Source organism: Streptomyces sp. NTD107, assembly GCF_059510435.1.
Genome location: NZ_JCAJZV010000021.1, coordinates 21,630 through 45,298, shown reverse-complemented (window position 1 = coordinate 45,298; position 23,669 = coordinate 21,630). Strand labels below are relative to the sequence as shown.

Here is a 23,669-nt window from a genome sequence, read left to right as displayed (position 1 = left end):
GATGACCCAGACACACACCCGAACGGCCGACCGGACGTCGCCCGGTGACCCGGCGCACGACGGCGCCGCCCCGGAGCAGGACGAGCAGGCCCGCGAGCGTACGGCGGGCCACACCGCCACCACGGCCGCCGGCGCCGCCACCTCGGCGGCCACCGCCAGCACCCCGGGCGCCCAGCGCCGGGTCCTGGTGGTCGAGGACGACCTGACCATCGTGGAGGCCATCGCCGCCCGGCTGCGCGCCGAGGGCTTCCTGGTGCAGACCGCCGCGGACGGCCCCGCCGCCGTGGAGACGGCCGCCGCCTGGCACCCCGACCTGCTGGTCCTGGACGTCATGCTGCCCGGCTTCGACGGCCTGGAGGTCTGCCGCCGGGTGCAGGCCCAGCGCCCGGTGCCGGTGCTGATGCTCACCGCACGCGACGACGAGACCGACATGCTGGTGGGTCTCGGGGTGGGCGCCGACGACTACATGACCAAGCCGTTCTCCATGCGCGAGCTGGTCGCCCGCACCCATGTGCTGCTGCGCCGCGTCGAGCGGGCCACCGTCGCCGCCACCACCCCGCGGCCCGGCAGCGTACGGCTGGGCGACCTGGAGATCGACCGCACCCAGCGGCGGGTCAGGGCGGCCGGCAAGGACGTGCACCTGACCCCCACCGAGTTCGATCTGCTCATGTGCCTGGCCCGCTCCCCCCGGGCCGTGCTCACCCGTGAGCAGCTGCTCGCCGAGGTCTGGGACTGGGCGGACGCCTCCGGCACCCGTACGGTGGACAGCCATGTCAAGGCACTCCGCAGAAAGATCGGCGCGGAGCGGATCCGCACCGTCCACGGCGTCGGGTACGCCCTGGAGACTCCCCCCGGCTTCGCCGCCGAACCCCCGGTCGCCCGGCAGGCGTCCGTCGAGGGCTGAGCCGGTGGCAGAGCCGGCCACCACGCCCGGCATCCCGCTGACCCGCCGGGCGTGGTCACTGCTGCGCCCGCTGGACCCGTACCGCTCGGTGAAGGCCGCCCTGGGCTGGCTGGTCATCGTCTCGGTCGGGATCACCACCGTGCTGATCCTGATGGCCTACCGCTCCGACATCGAGCTCCAGGTGATCGCGATCATCGCGATCATCGCCTCGCTGCTGGTCACCCAGTTCGTGGCGCACGCGCTGGCGGCGCCGCTGCTGGAGATGACGGCCGCCTCGCGGGCGATGGCGCGCGGCGACTACGGGCGGCGGGTGCATGTGGCGCGCCGCGACGAGCTGGGCGATCTGGCGGACGCCTTCAACCGGATGGCCGCCGACCTCCAGGCCGTGGACCGGCACCGCAAGGAGCTGGTCGCCAACGTCTCGCACGAACTGCGCACCCCGATCGCCGGGCTGCGCGCCGTGCTGGAGAACGTGGTGGACGGCGTCTCGGAGGCCGATCCGCAGACCATGGCCACCGCGCTGCGGCAGACCGAGCGGCTGGGCCGGCTGGTGGAGCAGCTGCTCGACCTGTCCCGGCTGGAGAACGGGGTGGTGCCGCTGGCCGCCCGCCGCTTCCGGGTGGAGCCGTATCTGAACGCGGTGCTGGACGGCGCGCACCTGGCGATGGGCCGCGGCCACGCCCGTACGGATGTGCGACTGCGGCTGGAGGTGGCGCCCGGGCTGCACGCGCACGCCGACCCGGAGCGGCTGGACCAGGTGGTCACCAATCTGGTGGACAACGCGGTCAAGCACAGCCCCCGCGACGGCACTGTCACCGTGCTGGCCCGGCCGGGGGCCGGGGTGGGCGGCCTGGTGCTGGAAGTGCTGGACGAGGGGCCGGGCATCCCGCCCGCCCAGCGGGAGCTGGTCTTCGAGCGGTTCGGCCGCGGCACCAATGGGGTCACTCAGCGTGATGGCGGTACGGGTCTGGGGCTCGCGATCGCGCGCTGGGCGGTGGATCTGCACGGCGGGACCATCGGTGTGGCCGAGTCCATACGGGGCTGCCGCATCCGGCTCACTCTCCCGGGTAATAGCCAGGTAAAGGGTTGACGTAAGGTCCTTGCAGGGCGGAGCGGCCCGGAACCATCGACCGCAGGTCGGAGGGGTGCGGCGCGGCTCCGGCCGGAAAACGGACCGCGCCGGTGCGGCAACCGTCGCTTTGGCGTTTCCGGATCGTGCCGAACTTGGTTCGATTCCCGCACAATCGAGTGCCGAAACCCGCCCGGGAATGTGACGTACGCGACTGCTGACCCCGCAGGACTGCGGAGGAGGCCCATACAGGCGTAGCCTTGATTCCCGCTGTCCATTACCTTGCGAAGCGGAAGAGGGCGGTTGCCGCCGTGTCGCCACAGTCCACGGACACCTCGGGTGTCGAGACCGATCAAGCCGGATCTCAGAAGAGCCCTGCCGCCGGCTTCGGTGCCAACGAATGGCTCGTCGACGAGATCTATCAGCAGTACCTCCAGGACCCCAACTCGGTAGACCGGGCCTGGTGGGACTTCTTCGCCGACTACAAGCCGGGCCAGGCCAAGCAGACCGGGGAGGGCACGCCCGCCCCCGCCAAGGCCCCGCCGACGCCGACGCCCGTGGCTCCGGCCGCACCGGCGACGGCAACGGCACCGGCTCCGGCCGCAGCTCCGGCCCCGGCACCGGCGGCACCCGCCGCCCAGCCGGCCGCCGCGGCTCCGGCCAAGGCACCGGCCAAGGCCCCGGCCAAGGAGGTGTCCGAGGGCCCGGAGCTGATCACGCTGCGCGGCCCGGCCGCCGCCGTCGCGAAGAACATGAACGCCTCCCGTGACCTGCCGACCGCCACCTCGGTCCGCGCCGTCCCGGTGAAGCTGCTGTTCGACAACCGCATCGTCATCAACAACCACCTCAAGCGCGCCCGTGGCGGCAAGGTGTCCTTCACGCACCTCATCGGCTACGCCATGGTGCAGGCGCTGAAGGTGATGCCGTCCATCAACCACTCCTACGCGGAGAAGGACGGCAAGCCCACCCTGGTCAAGCCCGAGCACGTCAACCTCGGGCTCGCCATCGACCTGGTCAAGGCCAACGGCGACCGCCAGCTGGTGGTGGCCGGCATCAAGAAGGCCGAGACGCTCACCTTCTTCGAGTTCTGGCAGGCCTACGAGGACATCGTGCGCCGCGCCCGGTCCGGGAAGCTGACGATGGAGGACTTCTCCGGCGTCACCGCCTCCCTCACCAACCCCGGCGGCATCGGCACCGTCCACTCGGTGCCGCGCCTGATGCCCGGTCAGGGCGTCATCCTGGGTGTCGGCGCGATGGAGTACCCGGCGGAGTTCCAGGGTTCCTCGCAGGCCACCCTCAACCGGCTGGGCATCTCCAAGGTGATGACCCTCACCAGCACCTACGACCACCGGGTCATCCAGGGTGCCGCGTCCGGCGAGTTCCTGCGCCAGATCTCGCAGCTGCTGCTCGGTCAGCACAACTTCTACGACGACATCTTCGAGGCGCTGCGGATCCCGTACGAGCCGGTCCGCTGGCACCAGGACATCGACGTCAACCACGACGACGAGGTCACCAAGGCCGCCCGGGTGTTCGACCTGATCCACTCCTACCGGGTACGCGGCCACCTGATGGCCGACACCGACCCGCTGGAGTACAAGCAGCGCAAGCACCCCGACCTGGACATCACCGAGCACGGCCTCACCCTGTGGGACCTGGAGCGGGAGTTCGCGGTCGGCGGCTTCGCCGGCAAGTCCATGATGACGCTGCGGGACATCCTCGGCGTGCTGCGCGACTCGTACTGCCGCACCACCGGCATCGAGTACATGCACATCCAGGATCCCAAGGAGCGCAAGTGGATCCAGGACCGGGTGGAGCGCGGGCACACCACGCCCGAGCGTGACGAGCAGCTGCGCATCCTGCGCCGCCTCAACGCCTCCGAGGCGTTCGAGACGTTCCTCCAGACCAAGTACGTGGGCCAGAAGCGGTTCTCGCTGGAGGGCGGCGAGACCGTCATCCCGCTGCTCGACTCCGTCCTGGACGAGGCCGCCGCCGCCTCGCTCGACGAGGCCGTGATCGGCATGGCGCACCGCGGCCGGCTGAACGTGCTGGCCAATGTGGTGGGCAAGTCGTACGCGCAGATCTTCCGGGAGTTCGAGGGCAACCTCGACCCGAAGTCGATGCACGGCTCCGGCGATGTGAAGTACCACCTGGGCACCGAGGGTACGTTCACCGGTCTGTCCGGTGAGCAGATCACCGTGTCGCTGGCCGCCAACCCCTCCCACCTGGAGGCGGTCGACCCCATCGTCGAGGGTGTCGCGCGCGCCAAGCAGGACATCATCGGCAAGGGCGGCAAGGACTTCACCGTGCTGCCGATCCTCATCCACGGTGACGCGGCGTTCGCCGGCCAGGGTGTGGTCGCCGAGACGCTCAACATGTCGCAGCTGCGCGGCTACCGCACCGGCGGCACCGTGCACATCGTCATCAACAACCAGGTCGGGTACACGGCGACGGCCGCCGCCGCCCGTTCCTCGATGTACTGCACCGATGTGGCGCGGATGATCGAGGCGCCGATCTTCCACGTCAACGGCGACGACCCCGAGGCCGTGTGCCGGGTGGCACGCCTGGCCTTCGAGTACCGGCAGGCGTTCAACAAGGACGTCGTCATCGACCTGGTCTGCTACCGGCGGCGCGGGCACAACGAGACGGACAACCCGTCCTTCACCCAGCCGCTCATGTACGACCTGATCGACAAGAAGCGCTCGGTGCGCAAGCTGTACACCGAGTCGCTGATCGGCCGGGGCGACATCACCCTGGAGGAGGCGGAGCAGGCGCTCCAGGACTTCCAGGGCCAGCTGGAGAAGGTGTTCAAGGAGGTCCGCGAGGCCACCGGTTCGCCGGCTCCGGCCGAGGTCCCCGCCCCGCAGCCGGAGTTCCCGGTGGCGGTGGAGACGGCGGTCTCCTCGGAGGTCGTCAAGCGGATCGCCGAGTCGCAGGTCAACATCCCCGACCGGATCACCGTGCACCCGCGGCTGCTGCCGCAGCTCCAGCGCCGTGCGGCGATGGTCGAGGAGGGCACGATCGACTGGGCGATGGGCGAACTGCTCGCGGTCGGCTCGCTGCTGATGGAGGGCACCACGGTCCGGCTGGCCGGCCAGGACTCGCGGCGCGGGACCTTCGGCCAGCGGCACGCGGTGCTGATCGACCGGCACACCGGCGAGGACTACACCCCGCTGCTGTACCTGAGCGAGGACCAGGCCCGGTTCAACGTCTACGACTCGCTGCTGAGCGAGTACGCGGCGATGGGCTTCGAGTACGGCTACTCGCTGGCCCGCCCGGACTCGCTGGTGATGTGGGAGGCGCAGTTCGGTGACTTCGTCAACGGCGCCTCGACCGTCGTGGACGAGTTCATCACCTCGGCGGAGCAGAAGTGGGGCCAGACCTCCGGGGTGACCCTGCTGCTGCCGCACGGGTACGAGGGCCAGGGCCCGGACCACTCCTCGGCGCGGATCGAGCGGTTCCTCCAGATGTGCGCGCAGAACAACATGACGGTCGCGGCGCCGACGCTGCCGTCGAACTACTTCCATCTGCTGCGCTGGCAGGTGCACAACCCGCACCACAAGCCGCTGGTGGTCTTCACCCCGAAGTCGATGCTGCGGCTGAAGGCGGCGGCGTCGAAGGCGGAGGAGTTCACCACCGGTGGCTTCCGGCCGCTGATCGGTGACACCACGGTGGATCCGGACCAGGTGCGCAAGGTGGTGTTCTGCTCCGGGAAGGTCTACTACGACCTGGAGGCGGAGCGCGCCAAGCGCGGGGTCACGGACACGGCGATCCTCCGGGTGGAGCGGCTGTACCCGCTGCCGACGGACGAGATCCGGGCCGAGATCGCCCGCTACCGCTACGCGGCCACCTATGTGTGGGCGCAGGAGGAGCCGGCGAACCAGGGCGCGTGGCCGTTCATCGCGCTGAACCTGGTGGACCACCTCCAGCTGATCATCGGCGCGAAGCCGGTGGCGGACGCCAACCGGCTGCGGCGGGTGTCGCGTCCGGCCTCGTCCTCGCCGGCGGTGGGTTCGGCCAAGCGGCACCAGGCCGAGCAGCAGACCCTGCTGAACGAGGTGTTCGAGCTGTAGTCGCGGCCCGTACGCGGACAGCGAGGCGGCGCCCGTCCCCTTCCGAGGGGGTGGGCGCCGCTTCGCTGTGCCCGGCGCGGGTCCTCAGGGCAGCAGGACCTCGAAGTCCCAGTGCAGGCGGGCGCGGGAGCGGGCGGCCACGGTGTGCGCGTGGTGGGTGCCCAGCGAGGAGATCAGGCCGTTGAGGGCGTCCTCCTCCACCTGGTCGGCCTCCTGCCGGCGGCGCAGCCCGCGCAGATCGGAGGCCAGGGTCAGCTGGCAGGTGAGCGTCAGCGGGTGCTCGCGGCCCAGTGCGGCGACCGCGCGGCCGACGTTGTCCCGGCTCAGCTCGGCGGCCCGTTCCAGGTCGTCCTCCAGATTGCGGCTCACGGCGGCGTTCAGCGAGATGCCCAGGGTCCACGGGTGGTCGGCGCCCAGCACGTCGGTCATCTCCTCCAGGGCGCGCTCGATCAGCCACTGGGCCTCGCGGCGCTCGCCGGCCGTCCGCAGCATGAGGGCGTGGTTGGCGGTGGCACCGACGGTGTACGGGTGCCGGGCGCCCAGCAGCCGCCGGTAGCTGTGCAGGGCGAACTCGCCGACCTCGCGGGCGTGATCGAACTCCTCGGTCCTGCGGTGGCTGTAGGCGTAGTCGACGGCCGCCTTCAGATGCAGCGGGGATTCGGCGCCGAGTACCGCCTCGGTGCGCTCCAGCAGCCGGGACAGCAGCGGGCGGGCGCCGGCGCTGTCCCCGGCGCGGTACTGGCACAGCGCCAGGTTCAGTTCGGCGGTCAGCGTACGGGGGTTGTCCGCGCCCAGCACCAGGCGGTGGGATTCGGTGTTGCGTTCCTGGAGGGAGAGCGCCTCGTCGTAGCGGCCCAGCAGCCGCAGGTCCACGGCGCACTGCAATTCGGAGGAGAGCGTCCAGGGGTTGCGGGAGCGCAGCGCCTCGCGGCGCATCTCCAGGGTCTTGCGGTCCAGTTCCAGGGCCTCCGGGTAGCGGCCGAGCAGCCGCAGGCCGATCGCGATGTTGTGGTGGGTGTTGAGGGTGCGCTCGTCGCTCTCGCCGACCAGCTCCTGGTAGAGCTCCAGGGCCCGCCGGTCGAAGGTGAGGGCCTCCTCGTACCGGCCGAGCCCCCGCAGATCGGCGGCGATCCCGCCGTGGGCCCGTACCACCACCAGGTCCTTGGGGCCCCGGACGGCGGTGAGGTGTTCGATGATCCGCCGGTTCATCCGCTCGGTGCGGGCGTACTCGCCGATGGCGCGCAGCAGGGTGGTGTGCTGGGAGGCGAGGTTCCACACCACGGCGGAGTCCTCGCCGTACACCTCGCGCCAGGCGGTGTCGGCGGCCTCGGCCAGCCGGATCGCCGCCCGGTACTCGCCGGAGCGGAAGAGGTAGGTGAGGGAGTGGAAGACCAGCCGGCGGCTCTCCTCGTGGGTGGAGCGCAGCATGCCGGAGGCTTCCAGGTGGGGGACGATTTCGGCGTAGCGGGACCACAGCCGGGTGTCGTCGGGGCGCCGCGGATCGGCGGCGGTCAGAGCGCGGCGTACCACCCGGGAGAAGGTCTCGGTGTCGGCTTCGGACATGCTGGCCCGGACCGCCTGGTGGACCATCCGGTGCACATGGACGGTCTCGGTGTCGGGGAGCGGGCCCTCGTGGCCGTGCCGGCCGTCGCCGTTGCCGTCGTTGCCGGGGTCGTCGGGGCGGATCACCGAGTACTGCACGAGTTTGCCGAGGGCGGCGTTCCACAGCAGCGGGTTGTCGACGAGGTGGGCGAGCCCTTCGGGCAGGTCGCGGGCGGGTACGTCGCGCAGCAGCCGCAGCGGCACCGGCCCCGGCGCGAACCAGGCGCACAGCCGCAGCAGATCCACGGCGGCGGGCTGGGTCTCGCGCAGCCGGTTCAGCACTATCGAGAAGGCCGTGAGGTAGGTCATGGGGAAGTCGTGGGAGACGCGGAGCCCCATCTCGATGTCCGCGCCGGAGCGCAGCAGTTCGATGTACTGGTTCACGGGCATGGTGGAGTCGGACAGCGCTCCGGCCGTCTGGTCGAGGGCGAGCGGCAGGTCTTCCAGGGCTTCGGCGAGTTCGTTGGCCTCGGCCGGGGTGATCCGGGGCGCGCGCCGGCGCGCGAAGGCGATGGATTCCTCGCGGGAGTAGACCGGGACGGCCAGCACCTCGGTGTTGTGGGCTTCCCATTCGCGGTTCTGGGAGGTGATCAGCACATGGCCGGTACCGGTGGGCAGCAGGTCGGCGATGGCGCCGGGGTCGTCCGCGCCGTCGAGGACCAGCAGCCAGCGGGAGTACGGGGCGCCGCGGCGCAGCGCGTCGCCCACCGCGCGCAGCCGCTGGCCGTACTCGATGCCGGTGGTCAGGCCGAGCGCCGGGGCGAGTTCGGCCAGCCGCTGGCGCAGGGTGCCGCGCTGGTCGGCGGGGACCCACCACACCACGTCGTAGGCGGAGCCGAACCGGTGCACGTATTCGGCGGCGACCTGGGTCTTGCCGACGCCTGACATGCCCAGCAGGGTGATCACGGAGGAGCCGGTGCCGGCCTCGGTCAGCAGTCGGTAGATGTGCTGGAGGGTGTGGTCGCGGCCGGTGAAGCGGATGTTGCGGCGCGGCACGCCGCCCCATACCCGGGGCTGGTCGTACGGGAAGCGGGCGCCGGAGCGCAGGCCGACGGTGGCGGAGGCGTCGGGTTCCCGGTCGGCCAGGCCCAGCAGCTGGGTGAGGCGGCGGTTGGCCTCGCGGGCGCCGACGCCCCACAGTTCGGCGGAGCCGCCGAAGGCCGCGACGGCGGGCGGCAGGGCGGCGGAGGTGACGGAGACGGCGGCGAATCGGCGCTGGTTGGGGGCGACGACGGCGCGCAGCGCGGTGTTCCACTCATCGGTGGAGCGCGGCCCCAGCTGGAAGTACCAGTCGCTGAGGATCACCAGCACCTTGCCGTCGGCCAGCAGCAGGTCGCCCAGGGATTCCACCAGGGGGATCTCCACCTGTGGGTCCCAGCGTTGGAGGCTGACGTCCCAGCCGTGCTGTTCGAGGCGGTCGGCGATCCACGCGGCCCAGGGCCGGTTGAATCCCGCGAAGCTGATGGTGATCTTCTGCCGCTCGGCTGGTGTGGTCCTGCGCAGTCCGGCCATCCGACAGCTCCCCTTCGTTGTGGAACGGGCCCCCGTACCGCGCCGCAGATCCCCTGGCGGCCCGTCAGATGCTTGGGTGTTCAGGCTAACCGCTGACGGGCCTCAACGCGGAGCCGGCGCCGCCGCCTCGGCCACCCGGTGGGCGATGTGGGTGAGGAGGCGCCGCAGGTCCGCGCAGTAGACCGAGGGGTTGTGGAAGCCTTCGCCGGCGCGGTAGCGATGGGCGTAGTTGCCGCCGCCGCACACGGTCATCAGGGGGCAGGCGCGGCAGCCGGCGGGCAGGGCGGCGGCGCCGGCCTGGCGGGCGGCGATGCCGGGGTGGTCGAGGGCGGCGTCCAGGGGGTGGCGGTGGATGTCGAGGCCGGTGGCGGCGGCGCCCTCGTAGGTGGTCTTGAGGGCGTCCAGTTGCTCGATGCCGCCGTCGGTCTCGATCACCACGGCGCTGACCGGGCGCAGGCCGAGGGATTCGGTGGCGGCGGGGGCGCCCAGCAGCAGGGCGATGGCCTCCTGGAAGAGCCGGATACGGGTACGCCGCCGGTCCGCGTGCCACCACAGGTCGAACGCGGTGGCCAGCCAGTCGCCGTACGGGGTGGCGTCGCCGGTGGCCGGCAGGCCGGGCGGCGGGGTGCTCCAGTTGCCGTGCGGCAGCAGGAAGTTCAGGGACGGCGGATTCAGCGTCAACAGCGATCCATACACTTCACCCGGATCGGTGAGCGGGTCGACGACGCTCAGGACTCCCCCGTACATCCGCCGATAGGGGCCGGCGAGCAGGGCGGCGGCGCGCTGGATGCGGGGCCAGGCGGGGCGCCCGGCGTGGTCCGCGCGCCGCGCGTTGTGCTCCGGGAGCCCGCCGTCGAGGCTGAGTCCGACCCCGATCCGCTGGGCGGCGAGCGCGCGCAGCCGGGCACCGGTGAGCAGGGTGCCGTTGGTCTGCACGGAGGCGCGCACCGCGCAGTCGGCCGGCACCAGCTCCCGTACCCGCGCCACGAAGCCGGCCAGCGTGGTGGTGCCGGCCAGCAGCGGCTCGCCGCCGTGCAGCACCACGGACACCGCCGGCAGCCGGTGCGCGGCGGCATGCTCGGCGATCCGGTGGGCCGTCCGCTCCAGCATCGCCGGGGCCGCCGTCACCGGCTGCCGGCGCCAGCCGCCGTCGGCGCCGAAGTACATGTAGCAGTAGCGGCAGGCGAGATTGCACCGGCTGTGGACCTTCACCACGAACTGGTCGAAGGGCACCGGGTGCACGCCCCGCGCGCGCGAGGCGGCGACGTCGAACCCGGTGAGCGGCCACAGCGCCGGGCTGTCCGTTTCCCGCCCCGGCGGGGCTGAAATCCACTGGTTCACTCGTCGGCCTCCGGCGACTCGGCGTTCTCGTCGTGCACCCACAGACGCGCCGCCGGCTCCCCCGCCACCCGGGCCCGCAGGTCGGCCAGGACCTCCCTCAGTACCGGATGCCGTGCGACGTGCGGGGCGGCGGGGTCGAGGGAGAGCAGATCCGGCAGTTCCGGCAGCCCGGCGGCACCGGCTGATTTGTCGGAGCACATCGTCGTCCCACCACTTCTGTGCGGTCATTCCGCTCGGTCGGAAATCGCGGCCCCCTCCGACCACCGGCCCATCCGGGATTCCCGCCACCATTGTCAGGGAAACGTCAATGCCGCCAGCCGCTCGGCACTCCGTGCCCCCAGCGCCTCGCCGTTCGGCAGCCGCCGCCACTGCGCCAGTGCCGCCCGGAAGGCGTCCTGCGCCGCCCGGGGCCGGCCCGACGCCGCGTACACCACGCCGCGCTGGTGCTGCGCCGAGGCGGCCAGCCGGACCGGGCCCGCCGCGCGTTCCCCGCCACCGCCACCGGCCCCGGCCCCGGCCCCGTCACCCGCGTCACCCGCCGCGCGCAGCGCCTCGGTGGCCGCCCGCCGGTACGCCTCCGCCGCCTGCTCGGGCCGCTCGGAACCGCCGCTGTGCCCGAAGATGTGCCGGTGCGCCTCGCCCAGCTCGTACCAGCCCCAGGCCCGGGTCAGCGCGTCGTCGGCGCTGTGCGCCACCAGCGAGAACAGATGCTCGGCCTCCCGCAGATCCACCAGGTCCGCCGCCGCCCGGTAGCGCGCCATCAGCGCCCGGCCCAGCATCAGCAGCCGCTCCGGCAGCCGTGGATCACCGGCCGGGGTCTCCATCCGGCAGTCCCGCAGCACCCGGATCGCCTGCCCGATGTACGGGCCGCCCTCCGGCAGCCCGGACCGCTCCAGCAGCACCTGGCCCCATTCGGCGATCAGATCGCTGTAGTCGGCCCGGTCGCGCGGCACCGACCTGGCCGCCTCGGCGAACCAGTGCGCGGCCTGCTCCAGATCACCCGCGCCGCCCTGCGCGCGGAACCGGCGCACGCCGAGCCGCCCGGCGCGTACCAGGGCCGCCGCGCGCTGCCCGCGGTCATCGGTCAGCTGCCGGGCCAGCGTGATGTGTTTGTCGGCCTCCTGCCAGCGGGTGGTGGTCAGCAGCAGCGCGTCGATCAGCCGCAGTTCGGTACGCACCCGGGCGGGCACCGGCGCGGACTCCGCGCGCTGCGCCGCGCCACCGCGCTCCAGCGACCTGGCCGCCTGCTCCGCGTACCCGGCGGCGCGCTCCGCGTCCTCCTCCTCGGCCGCCGCCCCGGCCAGCCGCAGCAGCACCCGGCCGTGCGCCAGCGACAGGCCGCTGGGCTCGACCCGGCCGGCCGGCCAGGCGTCCGCGATGGCCTCCAGCATGCCCACGCACTCCTGGAGCAGCGCCGGATCCCGGGCCAGCCGCCACTGCGCCTCCAGCACCCGTACCCGTTCCAGGGCGATGCCCAGCGCCTCGTCGGGCGGCAGCCCCTCGGTGGCGCACACCGCCGCGAACTCCCGGTCCGCGCTGCGCCACAGCTCCAGCGCGGCCCGCTCGTCGCCGGCCGCGCGACGCTCCCGGGCGGCGGCGTGCAGCACCCGGGCCAAGATGGTGCGGGCGGGCAGCGAGTCGAGGTGGGAGGCGGCGGTACGGGCGGCCCGCTGGGCGCGTTCCAGCAGCCCGGCCTCGCCCTGCTGGTGCCACAGCCGCAGCAGTTGGGCGGCCAGCTCCCCGTACAGCTCGGGGTCGGTGCCACGGCCGGCCAGCCACTGCTGGTCGGTGGCCCGCTCCAACTGCCACACGGCGTCCAGGAGGTGCTGGATGGCGCCGTCCTCCTCGAAGCGGCGGGTCAGCTCCCGGGAGCGGCGCAGCGCGTCGGTCACCGCCTTGGGCGGTTCGGCGGACCGGACGCCGTGCTGCGGCGTGCCGGGCAGGAAGCGGCGCAGCACCTTGGCGGCGACCTCGGCGAACGGCTGCGGTGAGCGGGCCGGCGCGGTGTCGCCGCCCGGCTCGCGCTCGCCCTCCGGGTCGCCGTCGGTGACCGGGACGGGGGTGAGCCGGCCGCCGGAGAGCTGGGCGAGGGCGAGGGCGGGGAAGTTGGGGCCGCCCTTGCCGAACCTGGCCTCGACGTAGGCGGAGCAGTGCTTGAGCACCAGCATCGCCTCGTCCTGGCCGAGGGCTTGGAGCAGTTCTTCCTGCACGCCGTCGGCGAACTCGTACCACAGGCCGTCCGCCCCGGTGCCGGTGCCGACCCGCCGCAGCATGCCGCTGAGCAGCACCTCGGACAGCTCGGCGGGCCCGGTGCCGGGCAGCATGGTGCGCTGTATCAGCTGCATGACCGGCAGGAAGAGCGGGGCGGCGGCGAGATGGACGGCGAGCCGGGTGGCGCCGGGCGAGGCGGTGGCCCGGAACCGGGCGATCAGTTCGGCGGCGGGCCGGGAGCGTACGCCGGCCCGCACGGGGGGTGCGGCGGGCTGGTCGGCGCGTACCCAGCCGACCGCGGCGGGCACCGCCGTGGCGCCGCCGCCGGACAGCAGCCGGGCCCAGGCGCCGAGCGCGGCGGCCGTCGGGGGCAGCACCGGCACCGGCACCGCGCCGGGCGGCGGGCGGTGGCCCGGGTCGTCGGGGACGAAGCCGAGTCTGGCCCCGGCCGCCGGTCCTTCGGCGCGGCTGAGCGTGCCGTGACTGGCGGGCAGCCGGGTACGCGCCCACAGCCGGGCGGGCAGCGGCTGCACCACGGCGGCGGGGGCGTGCCGGGTGAGCCGGTGCAGCAGCCGGTGGGCGGCGCCGCCGCGCCACAGCGGGCCGACGCAGTCGCTGACCACGACGGTCAGCCGGCGGCCGGTGGGGTCGAGCAGCCGGCGGGCGGGGCGCAGCGCGGCGTCCTCGTCCACCGGGTCGGTGTCGAAGTGGCCGCTGATGCCGATGGAGCCGTCCGGCAGGGCGTGCAGATAGTGGACCTGGATGTCGCGGAAGGCGCCGACCCGGCTGAAGACGTCGGTGAGTTCGCCGAGCAGGCGGCGCCACACCCGCATGGCGGAGGTGGCGTCCATCAGCAGCTGGAGTTCGAGGTCGCGGCGCCCGGTGGTACGGAAGGCCGGCAGCAGCAGGCCACCGGCCCGGGCGGTGTCCTCGGCGGTGCGGCGTTCGTCCAGGGTGCGGTGCTGCGGGCCGCCGGGGGGCCGGGCGGCGGGGCGGCAGCGCTGGAGGGGGCGCAGGGCGCGTTCGAGTTCCAGGAGTGAGGGCAGTGCTCTGGCCTCGGGGACGCCGACGCGCAGGGCGTCGCCGGGGGCGGGGGCCTGGCCGTGGCCATGGCCGAGGCTGTGGCCCGGTGGCTCCTCGGCGCCCAGCGCGTGGTCGGGGTAGAGCGGCACCAGCTCATCATCCCCGTAGGCGCGGGGCGCGGCGCGATTTCCGGCCGCCGGTTCCGCCTCGCCGCTTCCCGGGTCGTCCCGGCCGGCCGGCACCGTACCGCCGTACCGGGGCGGGGCGGCGTCCGGCCGGTCGGCGTCGCCGGGGTCATCGCGCGCGCCGGGGCCGGCCGGCGGCTGCCCGGGGCGCAGATACTCGGCCAGCCACAGGGCCTCGGCCAGCTCCCGGGAGCCGGGTTCGAGGCCGGCGTGGCGCAGCCCGTCGATCAGCTCGGCGAGTTGGTCGCGCCGGCGGTCGGCCCGGTTGTCCGCCATGACGTCACCTCGGCCGGTCGAGGCGCTGGATGAGCAGGTCGGCGAGCCGGTCCCGGGTGGGCTGCTCGGCGTGGTGGGTGAGGTAGATCGCGTTCAGCAGCTGGTCGGTGGCCAGTTGTTCGGTGCGGGAACGCTCAAGGAAGCGGGTGATGATGTCGTCGCCCAGGTGCGCGAGGCGGTCGCCGAGCTGGGCGCGGACGACGGAGGCGAGCCGCTCGTGGTCGGGCTTGCTCAGCTCCAGATGGATGCAGCGGCGCAGCAGGGCGGCGGGGAAGTCGCGTTCGCCGTTGCTGGTGAGCACCACGAAGGGGAAGGCGTTGCAGCGAACCCGGCCGTCCCGCACGGTGACCTTGACGCCGTCGTCGTTGAGGACCTCCACCTCCGGCTCGCGGTCGGCGACCCGCTCCAGCTCCGGGATCGCGTACGAGCCCTCCTCCAGGACGTTCAGCAGGTCGTTGGGGAGGTCGATGTCGCTCTTGTCGAGCTCGTCGATGAGCAGCACCCGGGGGGTGGCGGTGGGCAGCAGCGCGGTGCCCAGCGGGCCGAGCCGCAGATAGCCGCCGATGCCGCCGATCCGGGGGGCGGGCACCCCGGCGGCGCGGCTGCCGGCGGCGATCTGGGTGTCCTGGAGGCGGGCGATGGCGTCGTAGTGGTAAAGGCCCTCGCCCAGGGTGGTGCGCGAGACGATGGGCCAGTGCAGTACCCGGCCCAGGCCCAGCTCGTACGCGACGGCGTGCGCGAGGGTGCTCTTGCCGGTGCCGGGGCTGCCGGTGACCAGGAGGGGGCGGCGCAGGTAGAGCGCGGCGTTGATGATCTCCAGCTCCTCGGCGCTGGGCCGGTGCATTTCGGCGAGATGCCGGTAGGCGCCGAGCCGGCGGGTGGAGGAGCTGTCGGTGTCGGGGCCGGGGGCGACCAGCGGCCGGCCGTCGAAGTCCCGCCAGGGCGGGGGCTTGGGCAGGGCCCGGATGCGGTCGTGGGGCTCACCGGCGCCCCGGTAGATCAGCCATTCGCGTTCGGGGTCCGGAGTGGAGTCGGTGGCGGCCACGGCACTCTCCTCGTCACTGTCACGGTCACTCGGTCGGCTGGGTCTGCCAGGTGGTGTGCGGTGGGGGCGGTCGCCCGGGGCGGGCCGGTGGCGGCCGGTCACGGGATCTCCAGGGGTTCGTCGTACCCGGAATGGCCGGGGTCGGAGTACAGGAGGGCGAGGCCCCGCGACCACTCGGCCTCCGGTGCCTCGGCGGCGGCCTGGGCGCGCAGCCGCCACAGCTCGGTGGGGAGTGCGCCGGCCCGGCGCACCGCGGTGACCGTGCGGGTGATGCCGCCGTGGAAGTCGGTGCAGGTCAGCTCGCGGGCGGAGATCTCGCGGCGCCACAGGACCACGTCGTAGCCGGCGGCCAGCACCTGGTGCAGGGCGGTGGGGTCGCCGCCGGGCGCGCTGGTGCGGCACAGCACCGGTACGGTCTCCGGTGGCCCGCCGCCGAGCGCGGCGGGGGTGGGCAGCGGGGCGGGCCGGTGGTCGGCGCAGTCCAGGACCTGCGGGCGCATCGGGCCGGTGTGCACGGCGGCCCAGCGGGTGTCGCGGGTCAGCCCGTGCTGGTGGCCGAAGTCCGGGTCGGGGGCGGTGGCGGGGCGGTCGGCGCAGCGGACGACGACGGGGCGCTGCTCGCCGAGCTGCGGGCCGTCGTGGGGCAGTCGCCATTCGTCGACCGGGAAGCCGAGCAGCGGGTAGGGCAGCGAGACCTGGAGCGGTACGGGGCGGCCCGGTTCGTCACCGCGCCGGAACGCCTCGGTGAGCACGGCGCGCAGCCGCTGGGAGGGCTCGCCGGGGCCCAGGACGCGGTCCTCGCCGTCGATGGGGGTGCGTTCGCCGGTGGGTCCGGTGACGCACACCCGCCAGTCGTAGCGGTTGCGTTCCCAGCCCTGTTGGGTGATCTCCAGCAGGACGTACGGGCGCGGGGCGTCGGCGGCGGGGTCGGGGAGCGCGGTGGCGGTGGCGGCGGCGTCCGGGCCGAGGGCGGGCCAGGGGTCGTGCTGCCAGGCGCGGCGGGCGGTGAGCCGCGCGGTCCACTCCTCGCGCAGCCGGCGGCGGGACCAGCGGTCGAGCTCGGCGCCGGCGGCTGTGGAGCTGATCCACTCCCACAGCCGGCGCTCGCTGCCCCTGGGGGCGGGGTAGGGGCGGTCGGCGGTGGCGGCGTGCACGGCGTAGCGCAGCACGGCGTCGAGTTCGCGCAGGCCGGGGCGCGGGTCGTAGAGCATGCCCAGGCCGTCGCGCCAGCCGCGCGGGGCGGGGAGTATGCCGTCGTAGCGGCGGCCGGTGAGCTCGCCGAGGATTTCGTCGAGGCGGGCGGTGGACAGCGGGGGTGGCAGTTCGGCGAGCAGGCCGAGCAGTTCGGCGCGGCGGCCGGCGGTGAGGGCGCGCTGGGTGGTGGCGCGCAGCGGGCCCTGGAGGTCGGTCCAGGTGTCGCGGGTGGTCTCGTCGTCGCGGTGCCGCTGGGCGTGGTAGCGGTCGTGCGCGTGCATGACGTGCTGGTAGGTGTCCTCGGTCTCGGCCGCGAGGGTGCCGGCGGGCGGGGTGAGGCGGCGTAATTGAACGATGGAGGTGGCGAGTCCGCCGTCGCGGCCGGCCGAGCGGGAGGCTTTGACGACGCCGATGACCTCGCCGCGGCTGAGGTCGACGACGGGGCCGCCGGAGACGCCGTGCGGGATCTCGTCCTGGTTGCCGAGCTTGAGCCAGCCGTCGGTGCCGTACTGGCCGGTGACGGTGCAGCGGCCGTCGACCGGGCCGACCGGGCTCGCGGAGCCGGCGAGTTGGCCCCAGCCGAAGAAGTAGACGTCCTGGAGGGTGAAGCGGGCGGTGCGCTCGCTGAGCCAGACGCACGGGTGGGGCGGCGGGTTGAGCACCCGGATGAGGGCGAGGTCGGGGCCGGGCCAGATGTCGCCGGGCGGGCTGTGCTCGGGCTGGGCCCATTCCACGAGGCCGCGCACGGTGTGCGTGGCGGTGGCGCCGCCGTCGCCCGTCTCCTCGAAGCTCAGCCCCACTTCGCGCTTGCCTCCCTCGTCTCTTCCCCCGCGAAGTGCGACATGGGCGCAGGTGAGCACCCATCCCGGGGCGACGAAGAAGCCGCTGCCCCAGGGTGTCGCGCCGGACACGCCCTCGGCATACCCCTCGGGCGCGCCATGGATGCGTACGGTGGCGGAGCTCAGCAGCCGGAACAGGGTCTCGATGTGGGGTACGTCGTCGCCCTGTGCGCCCCCTGTGCTGTCGAAGGGGCTCATGGGGTCTCCCCCCGACGCTGGCCGGGGGGTACGGGGGTGGGATCGGGGCCGGAGCCGGAGCCGGGATCGGTGGGCGGGGTGCCGTGCCAGGAGAGGGTGACGGTGAGGGAGCCCTTGGTCTCGCCGTCGGCGAGCAGGCCGACGATCTTGCCGGCCCGCGCGGTGAGTTCGACGCCGAAGGTGACGGAGACCTCGTCGGGGCGTACGCCGCGCAGTCCTTCGGCGAGGGAGGCGGCGACGCCGCCGATCAGGCCGCGCAGGCTGTCGAGCCGGGCGGCGGCGCGGTCGGCGATGCCGGTGTCGACGAAGCCGGTGTCGACGTAGCCGCCGGGGACGGTGGCCGGGCGGTGAAGTTCCTCGATGCCGGAGACCCGGGCCAGGACGGGGGTGCCGTCCGGCAGGCTGATCTCGGTGATGCCCTTGCTCATCGAGGCCCCCCGTGGTCGCTCGCGACTGCTGGTGCCTTGCAGGTTAGCGGCCGTCACCGACAGGCGCGAGTGGCTTGGGAAAGCCCGCCTATCCTGGTGGTTTCGTTCGGTTTTTCTCTTGTTCGCTTTCTTTCTCTCACTGGAGCAGGCGTGTACTTCACCGACCGGGGCATCGAGGAGCTGGCGCGGCGGCGCGGCGAGGAGGAGGTCAGTTTCGAGTGGCTGGCGGAGCAGTTGCGGGTGTTCACCGATCTGAACCCGGACTTCGAGGTGCCGGTGGAGCGGCTGGCGACGTGGCTGGCGCGGCTGGACGACGAGGAGGACGAGGACTGAGCCGGGCCGGGTGAACTGTCGCGACAGGTCTTGACTTCCCCCCAACGCGATATATCGTGTCTGGAGTAGAGACACGATATATCGTCGTGCGCCGTGACGTATGAGGAGGGGCCATGGCCGCCACATCCCGGTGGGAGGTCTCCGGAGCGCAGACCCTCACCTTCGAGGAGCACCCCGTCCGAGAGTTGCGCGTCCATCTGGTCGGGGGCGAGGTCAACGTGGTGGGGACCAGCAGCCCCGCCACCGAGGTGGAGATCACCGAGGTGCACGGTGATCCGCTGATCGTCGAACAGCGGGACGGCCTGCTGACCGTCGGCTACGAGGACCTGCCCTGGCACGGCTTTCTGAAGGGCTGGCCCGGGCGCCGGATGCGGCGCTCGGCCACCGTGTCGATCAGCGTCCCCGCCGACTGCCGGCTGCTGGTGGGCGTGGTGGGCGCGGCGGCCATGGTCAGCGGTATCGGCGCGGACGCCGAGGTGCGCGGGGTCTCGGGCAGCGCCACGCTGGCCGGGCTCGGCGGCGCGGTGACGGCCAGCACCGTCTCCGGGCATGTGGAGGCCCAGTCGCTGAGCGGCCCGCTGACCTTCGGTTCGGTCTCCGGCGGGCTGACGGTCGTCGACGGCCGGGGCGCCGCGCTGCGGGCGGACACCGTCAGCGGCGAACTGGCCCTGGATCTCGCCCCGCCCGCCGAGGGCACCGACATCACCATCACCTCGGTCTCCGGCGACGTGGCGCTGCGGCTGCCCGACCGGATCAACGCCACGGTCGCCGCCACCTCCACCTCAGGGGCGGTCTCCTCGGCCTTCCCCGAGCTGACCATCGAGGGCCCCTGGGCCAAGCGGCTCACCGGCGTGCTGGGTTCCGGCTCCGGCCGGCTCACGTGCAGCACCGTCTCCGGGTCCCTCACCCTGCTGCGCCGCCCGCCCGGCGCCTACGAACAAGGCCCCTCCCCCGCCTCCGCCTCCCGCGCGTAAAGGACTTGTGTCATGCCCCCCGTCTTCGGTCACGGCCGGCTGCGGCTGTATCTGCTCAAGCTCCTGGACGAATCCCCCCGGCACGGCTACGAGCTCATCCGGCTGCTGGAGGAACGCTTCCAGGGCCGGTACGCGCCCTCCGCCGGCACGGTCTACCCACGGCTGGCGAAGCTGGCGGCCGAGGGCCTGGTCACCCACACCGAGGAGGGCGGCCGGAAGGTCTACTCCCTGACCGACCAGGGACGCCGGGAGCTGACGGCCCGGGCGGACGAACTGGCCGCGCTGGAGCGCGAGATCAACGAGTCGCTGACCGCGCTGGCGGACGGCATCCGGGAGGACGTGAGCGGCTCCGCGCACGATCTGCGGCAGGAGATGCGGCAGGCCACGGCCCAGGCCAGGGGCGGCGCGGGCAGCGCGGCCGGCTGGCGCAGCGAGGCGCGCCGGGCCCGCCGGGAGGCGAAGCAGGCGCGCGAGGAGGTCCGTACCGAGTTCGAACAGGCCGCCCTGCGGCTCCAGGAGCAGGTCCGCTCGCACGCGGCGGCCGGCGACTGGCAGGGCGCGGTCCGGGTCGGCCTGGACGGCCTGGGCCACGGCCTGGGCGGCTGGGGTCCCCGGATGCACTGGACCGGCGGCCACACCCCGCCGGCCGAGGCCGCCGAGGGTACGGAGCAGGTGGCGGACCCGGCGCGCGAACTGGAGCGCCTGCTGGACACCTTCCGCGACGAGATCCGCGACACGGCCCGCGACCACGGCGTCACCCAGGCCCAGTTCGCCCTGGCGCGCGCGCAGTTGCGGGAGGCCGCCGGCCGGCTGACCGCACTGCTCACCGACCCGGGCCGGCCGGACCGGGACTCCGAGCCGGGTCCCCGCATGGACAAGAGGTAAGGGCACACGATCGCCACGCGACCCACCGGCCGTCCTGGGGCGGCGGCTTCCAGGCCGCCACGGCCCACCGCAATCTCCGGGACGGCCGGGGCCAGGCGGTGGCCCCGAGCAGCCTTGAAAGGCCGTCACCAGCTTCCCTACACTGGGTGACCGGCATCACACCTTCGTGAAAGGAGGCGTCATGGCTCGTCCGTGGGAGGCCGATCCGGCCGCCTCGTTCGACCGCCGGCTGGGGAAGTCGGCGCTGGAGACGGGGAACTCCAAGGACGGGGACGACTGCCCCGACATCTGGCGGCTCGACAACGGGGACATCGCGGTCATCGGCCGCGACATGACCGGCGCGTACCGTTCGCGGCTGCCCGCGGAGGTGGCGCTCGCCGCCGATGAGCGGCTGGTCGTCATCCCCGGCAATATGCTCAGCGCGGCCAAGAAAGACATCCCGGATGCGTGATCTCACCCGCCCCGCTCTCGACCTCGCACAGGGCACCTGGCTCGTCAGCCCGGAGTACAAGAAGGACTTCCGGGAGCGCGCTGAGCGGATCAGGGACGGGGCCTCCTGGAAGCTGGAACGGCTCCAGCACTTCGAGGAGCAGAACGACCCCGCCCGGGACGCGCTGCGGGCCGGCCGGTGGGAGGAGTCCCTGCGGCTGCTGGACGGGGAACGCCCCGACGTGGTCGCGGCCCAGCGCGCCAACGACAGCCGCACCTATGTCTTCCACCGCCTCCGTATCGTGGAAGAGCCCCTCACCCCCTACCTGCGGTGGGAGCTGTACGCGCTGCGGCTGCGCGCCGAGTGCGGAATGCCGATCCGGGTGCTGCACGCGGACGATGTCGCCGCCCACGAGGCGGCCGGCATCCTGCCGGAGATCGTCATCCACGACGGCGGCGCCCTTTACCGCGTGACCTACACGGCCGAAGGCGCGCCGCGTGGCGCTTTCCTGTTCACCGACCAGGACGTGGTCAAGGGCTGGGAGGAGTTCATCAAGGGGCTCTTCGACGCCGGTGAGGACCTGATCAGTTACTACGATCGCGAGGTGGCTCCGCTCCCACCGCCGCGGCTGACCCCACAGAACGCGGAGTAGCGGTCACATGCCCGCGGACCAGCGTGACGATGTCCCCCACAGCACCCGTGCCGAGCTGTCCGGATCCGCGCGGGACGCGGTCCAGGCCGGCCGCATCAGCGGCGGAGTGCACTTCCATCCACCCGGCGGGGCGGCACACGAGGATGGCCCCGGCCGCCGGATCCCCCGGCAACTTCCGGCAGATGTACGAGACTTCGTCAACCGGCGCGCGGAGCTCGAACAGCTGAACGCGATCCTGCCGGCCGATGACACCGGCGAGGGCGCCTCGCTGGTGGTCTCCGTGTGTGTGATCGCCGGTACGGCCGGGGCGGGCAAGACCTCGCTGGCGCTGCGCTGGGCACACTGCGTCAGGGACCGTTTCCCGGACGGTCAGCTGTACATCAATCTGCGCGGCTACGACCTGCGCGAGCCCGTCACCGCGTACGAGGCCCTGCGCCGTTTCCTGGTGGCGCTCGGCGTCGCCCCCCGTGACGTCCCCGCCGATGAGGAAGCCGCCACCGATCTCTACCGGTCCCTGCTGGCCGACCGGCGGGTCCTGGTGGTGCTCGACAACGCGGTGAGCGCGGCCCAGGTGCGTCCCCTGCTGCCGGGCGGTGAGCGGTCACTGGCGGTGGTGACCAGCCGGGAGCGGCTCTCCGGCCTGGCCATACGGGACGGGGCCCGGCGGCTCACTCTGGGCACACTGCCCCAGGAGGAGGCCGTGGCGTTACTGCGTGCGGTGACCGCTGATTTCCGGCCGGCGGACGACGCGGACCAGCTGGCCGAACTGGCCCGGCTGTGCGTCCACCTGCCGCTCGCCCTGCGTATCGCCGCCGAACGTGCCGCCACGCACCCGTTTCTGCGCCTGGAGGACCTGATCGCCGAGCTGCGCGACGAGTCGGCGCTGTGGGACGCCCTGAGCACCAGCGACGAGGAGGGCGCCGAGGCGGTACGCACCGTCTTCGCGTGGTCCTACCGGGCGCTGTCCGCCGATGCCGCCCGGCTCTTCCGGATGCTGGGGCTGCACCCCGGCCCGGATTTCGGCGTCGGCGCGGCCACGGCGCTGGCCGCGCTCGGCGAGCGCAGGGCGCGGCAGCTGCTGGATGTCCTGGTGAGCGCGCATCTGCTGGAGCAGTCGGCGCCCGATCGCTACGGGTTTCACGATCTGCTGCGCGCCTATGCCGTCGACCAGGTCCAGCACGACGAGGACGAGGAGGAGCGGCGCCAGGCGCTGCGGCGGCTGCTGAGCTGGTATCTGCACACGGCCGACGCGGTCCGGCCGTGGACCAGCCCGCCGGCCGCCCCGCTCGCGCTGCCGCCGCCCGTTGACGGTGTCCGGCCTTCGGCCTTCGCCGATTACGACCGGGCGGTGGACTGGTCGGAGCGGGAGGGCACCAGTGTGCCGGCCCTGGTACGAGCAGCCGCAGCGGCGGGTGAGGACGAGGCGGCATGGCGGCTGGCCCATGTCTGGTGGGAGGCGAAGCCGCCCTCCGAACCGGTACAGGATTGGCTTCCGGTGGGCAGGACCGGCCTGGAGGCGGCCCGCCGGGCCGGCGACCGGGCCGGGGAGGCCGGCCTGCTGGAGCGGCTCGGCATCAGCAGCGCGGATGTCAACCTGCTCACCGAGGGGCTGGAATTCCACCAGCAGGCACTGGCGATCCGCCAGGAGACGGGTGACCGTGCCGGGACGGCGATGTCGGTGAACCTGCTGGGCCTCCTGCATCTGCGCGGCAGGCGGCTCGAAGCGGCCGAGGAGCACTTCGCGCGGGCGGCGGCCCACTTCCGGCAGCTCGGCGACCGCCGCTGGGCGGCCACCGCGCTGTCGAACCGCGCCAGCGCGCGACTGGCGGCCGGCCTGCTGGAGTCGGCTGCCCAGGACGCGACCGAGGCGCTCGCCGCTCATCGGGCGCTGGGAGCGCGGGCGAGTGTGGGGAACGCGTTGCGGATTCTGAGCGCGGTGCGGGGGGAACAGGGGCGGGCTGCTGAGGCGTTGGCGCTGGCCAGGGAAGCGGTGGAACTCGCACTGGATCTCCGGGACCGGGTCCTTGAGGCGTACTGGCTGATCGCCCTGGCCGACGCGCAACGGGCCGGCGGAGCGTTCACGGCGGCGCTGGAGTCCTGCCAGCACGCGGCAGCGCTGCACCGTCGGCAGGGGAACCGCAGCCGCGAGGCGATGGCCTGGCACAGTGCCGGGCAGACCTACCGGGCGATGGGACGGGAGAAGGAAGCCGCCGACTTCCTCCGCCGGGCCGCCACGGTCCACCGGAGGCTCGGTGACCGCTGGCACGAGGCGGTGTCCCTGGTCGCGCTGGCGGACACGACCCCCGACACGGCCACCACCCATCTGGCCCGGGCGGCCACCCTGCTGCCCGACTTCACCGACCCGCGCGCCGTGGCCCTGCGAGAAGCCATCCCGCCCCGGCTGCGACCGTGAGCCCGCACGGACCCGGCCGGCCGGGTCCAGGCTCGCGCGCGGCGCACGGTCGGGGGACCGGTGCCGCGTCCCGGCCACGGGGACG

Annotated in this window: 16 protein-coding genes; 9 read left to right on the top strand and 7 right to left on the bottom strand. The window is 73.4% G+C overall.

The features are described 5' to 3' along the window. The first annotated feature begins 1 nt into the window (after position 1). From AC5WRL_RS27115 to AC5WRL_RS27105, 3 genes are all read left to right on the top strand, one after another. The gene (locus AC5WRL_RS27115; RefSeq protein ID WP_496091309.1) at positions 2-904 is read left to right on the top strand and encodes a response regulator transcription factor; all 903 of its coding nucleotides are present in this window, start codon (positions 2-4) and stop codon (positions 902-904) included. 4 nt (positions 905-908) lie between these two features. Continuing rightward, entirely contained in the window at positions 909-1,994 is a 1,086-nt protein-coding gene (locus AC5WRL_RS27110) for a sensor histidine kinase (RefSeq protein WP_496091308.1), read from the top strand. 290 nt (positions 1,995-2,284) lie between these two features. Further along, entirely contained in the window at positions 2,285-6,043 is a 3,759-nt protein-coding gene (locus tag AC5WRL_RS27105) for a multifunctional oxoglutarate decarboxylase/oxoglutarate dehydrogenase thiamine pyrophosphate-binding subunit/dihydrolipoyllysine-residue succinyltransferase subunit (protein WP_496091307.1), read from the top strand. 84 nt (positions 6,044-6,127) lie between these two features. On the opposite strand, the gene fxsT is transcribed toward AC5WRL_RS27105, so the two are convergent. The 7 genes from fxsT to AC5WRL_RS27070 form a co-directional block, all read right to left on the bottom strand. Next, positions 6,128-9,157, bottom strand: coding sequence for an FxSxx-COOH system tetratricopeptide repeat protein (gene fxsT, locus AC5WRL_RS27100; RefSeq protein WP_496091306.1), 3,030 nt, complete (start codon positions 9,155-9,157; stop codon positions 6,128-6,130). A 102-nt stretch (positions 9,158-9,259) separates the two neighbouring features. Continuing rightward, positions 9,260-10,447: an FxsB family cyclophane-forming radical SAM/SPASM peptide maturase gene (locus AC5WRL_RS27095; protein ID WP_496091318.1), complete on the bottom strand. Its 1,188-nt coding sequence runs from the start codon at positions 10,445-10,447 to the stop codon at positions 9,260-9,262. Between the two features lie 47 nt (positions 10,448-10,494). Continuing rightward, positions 10,495-10,698, bottom strand: coding sequence for an FxSxx-COOH cyclophane-containing RiPP peptide (locus tag AC5WRL_RS27090; protein ID WP_496091305.1), 204 nt, complete (start codon positions 10,696-10,698; stop codon positions 10,495-10,497). Positions 10,699-10,791: 93 nt separating this feature from the next. After that, on the bottom strand, positions 10,792-14,193 hold the full coding sequence (locus tag AC5WRL_RS27085) for an SAV_2336 N-terminal domain-related protein (protein WP_496091304.1): 3,402 nt from the start codon (positions 14,191-14,193) through the stop codon (positions 10,792-10,794). Positions 14,194-14,197: 4 nt separating this feature from the next. Next, a complete protein-coding gene (locus tag AC5WRL_RS27080) occupies positions 14,198-15,238 on the bottom strand; it encodes an AAA family ATPase (protein WP_496091303.1) in 1,041 nt (346 codons plus the stop codon). Between the two features lie 98 nt (positions 15,239-15,336). After that, a complete protein-coding gene (locus tag AC5WRL_RS27075) occupies positions 15,337-17,469 on the bottom strand; it encodes a VMAP-C domain-containing protein (RefSeq protein WP_496091302.1) in 2,133 nt (710 codons plus the stop codon). Continuing rightward, a complete protein-coding gene (locus AC5WRL_RS27070) occupies positions 17,466-17,897 on the bottom strand; it encodes a CU044_2847 family protein (RefSeq protein ID WP_496091301.1) in 432 nt (143 codons plus the stop codon). The genes AC5WRL_RS27075 and AC5WRL_RS27070 overlap by 4 nt, the downstream gene beginning before the upstream one ends. Before the next feature lie 150 nt (positions 17,898-18,047). Between AC5WRL_RS27070 and AC5WRL_RS27065 the strand changes: the two genes are divergently transcribed. The 6 genes from AC5WRL_RS27065 (at position 18,048) to AC5WRL_RS27040 (ending at position 23,584) form a co-directional block, all read left to right on the top strand. Beyond that, positions 18,048-18,230: a DUF6104 family protein gene (locus AC5WRL_RS27065; protein WP_496091300.1), complete on the top strand. Its 183-nt coding sequence runs from the start codon at positions 18,048-18,050 to the stop codon at positions 18,228-18,230. 113 nt (positions 18,231-18,343) lie between these two features. Then, the gene (locus tag AC5WRL_RS27060; RefSeq protein WP_496091299.1) at positions 18,344-19,204 is read left to right on the top strand and encodes a DUF4097 family beta strand repeat-containing protein; all 861 of its coding nucleotides are present in this window, start codon (positions 18,344-18,346) and stop codon (positions 19,202-19,204) included. Positions 19,205-19,216: 12 nt separating this feature from the next. Then, positions 19,217-20,089 (top strand): PadR family transcriptional regulator, encoded by an 873-nt coding sequence (locus AC5WRL_RS27055; protein ID WP_496091298.1) that lies wholly within the window; start codon positions 19,217-19,219, stop codon positions 20,087-20,089. A gap of 181 nt (positions 20,090-20,270) precedes the next feature. Next, positions 20,271-20,540 carry a hypothetical protein gene (locus AC5WRL_RS27050; RefSeq protein WP_496091297.1) on the top strand — a complete coding sequence of 90 codons (270 nt, stop codon included), beginning with the start codon at positions 20,271-20,273 and terminating at the stop codon, positions 20,538-20,540. Further along, complete coding sequence (locus AC5WRL_RS27045) at positions 20,533-21,171, top strand: DUF6879 family protein (protein WP_496091296.1); 639 nt, start codon at positions 20,533-20,535, stop codon at positions 21,169-21,171. Before AC5WRL_RS27050 ends, AC5WRL_RS27045 begins: the two co-directional genes overlap by 8 nt. 7 nt (positions 21,172-21,178) lie before the next feature. Beyond that, positions 21,179-23,584 (top strand): ATP-binding protein, encoded by a 2,406-nt coding sequence (locus AC5WRL_RS27040; protein ID WP_496091295.1) that lies wholly within the window; start codon positions 21,179-21,181, stop codon positions 23,582-23,584. The last annotated feature ends 85 nt before the right edge of the window (positions 23,585-23,669 follow it).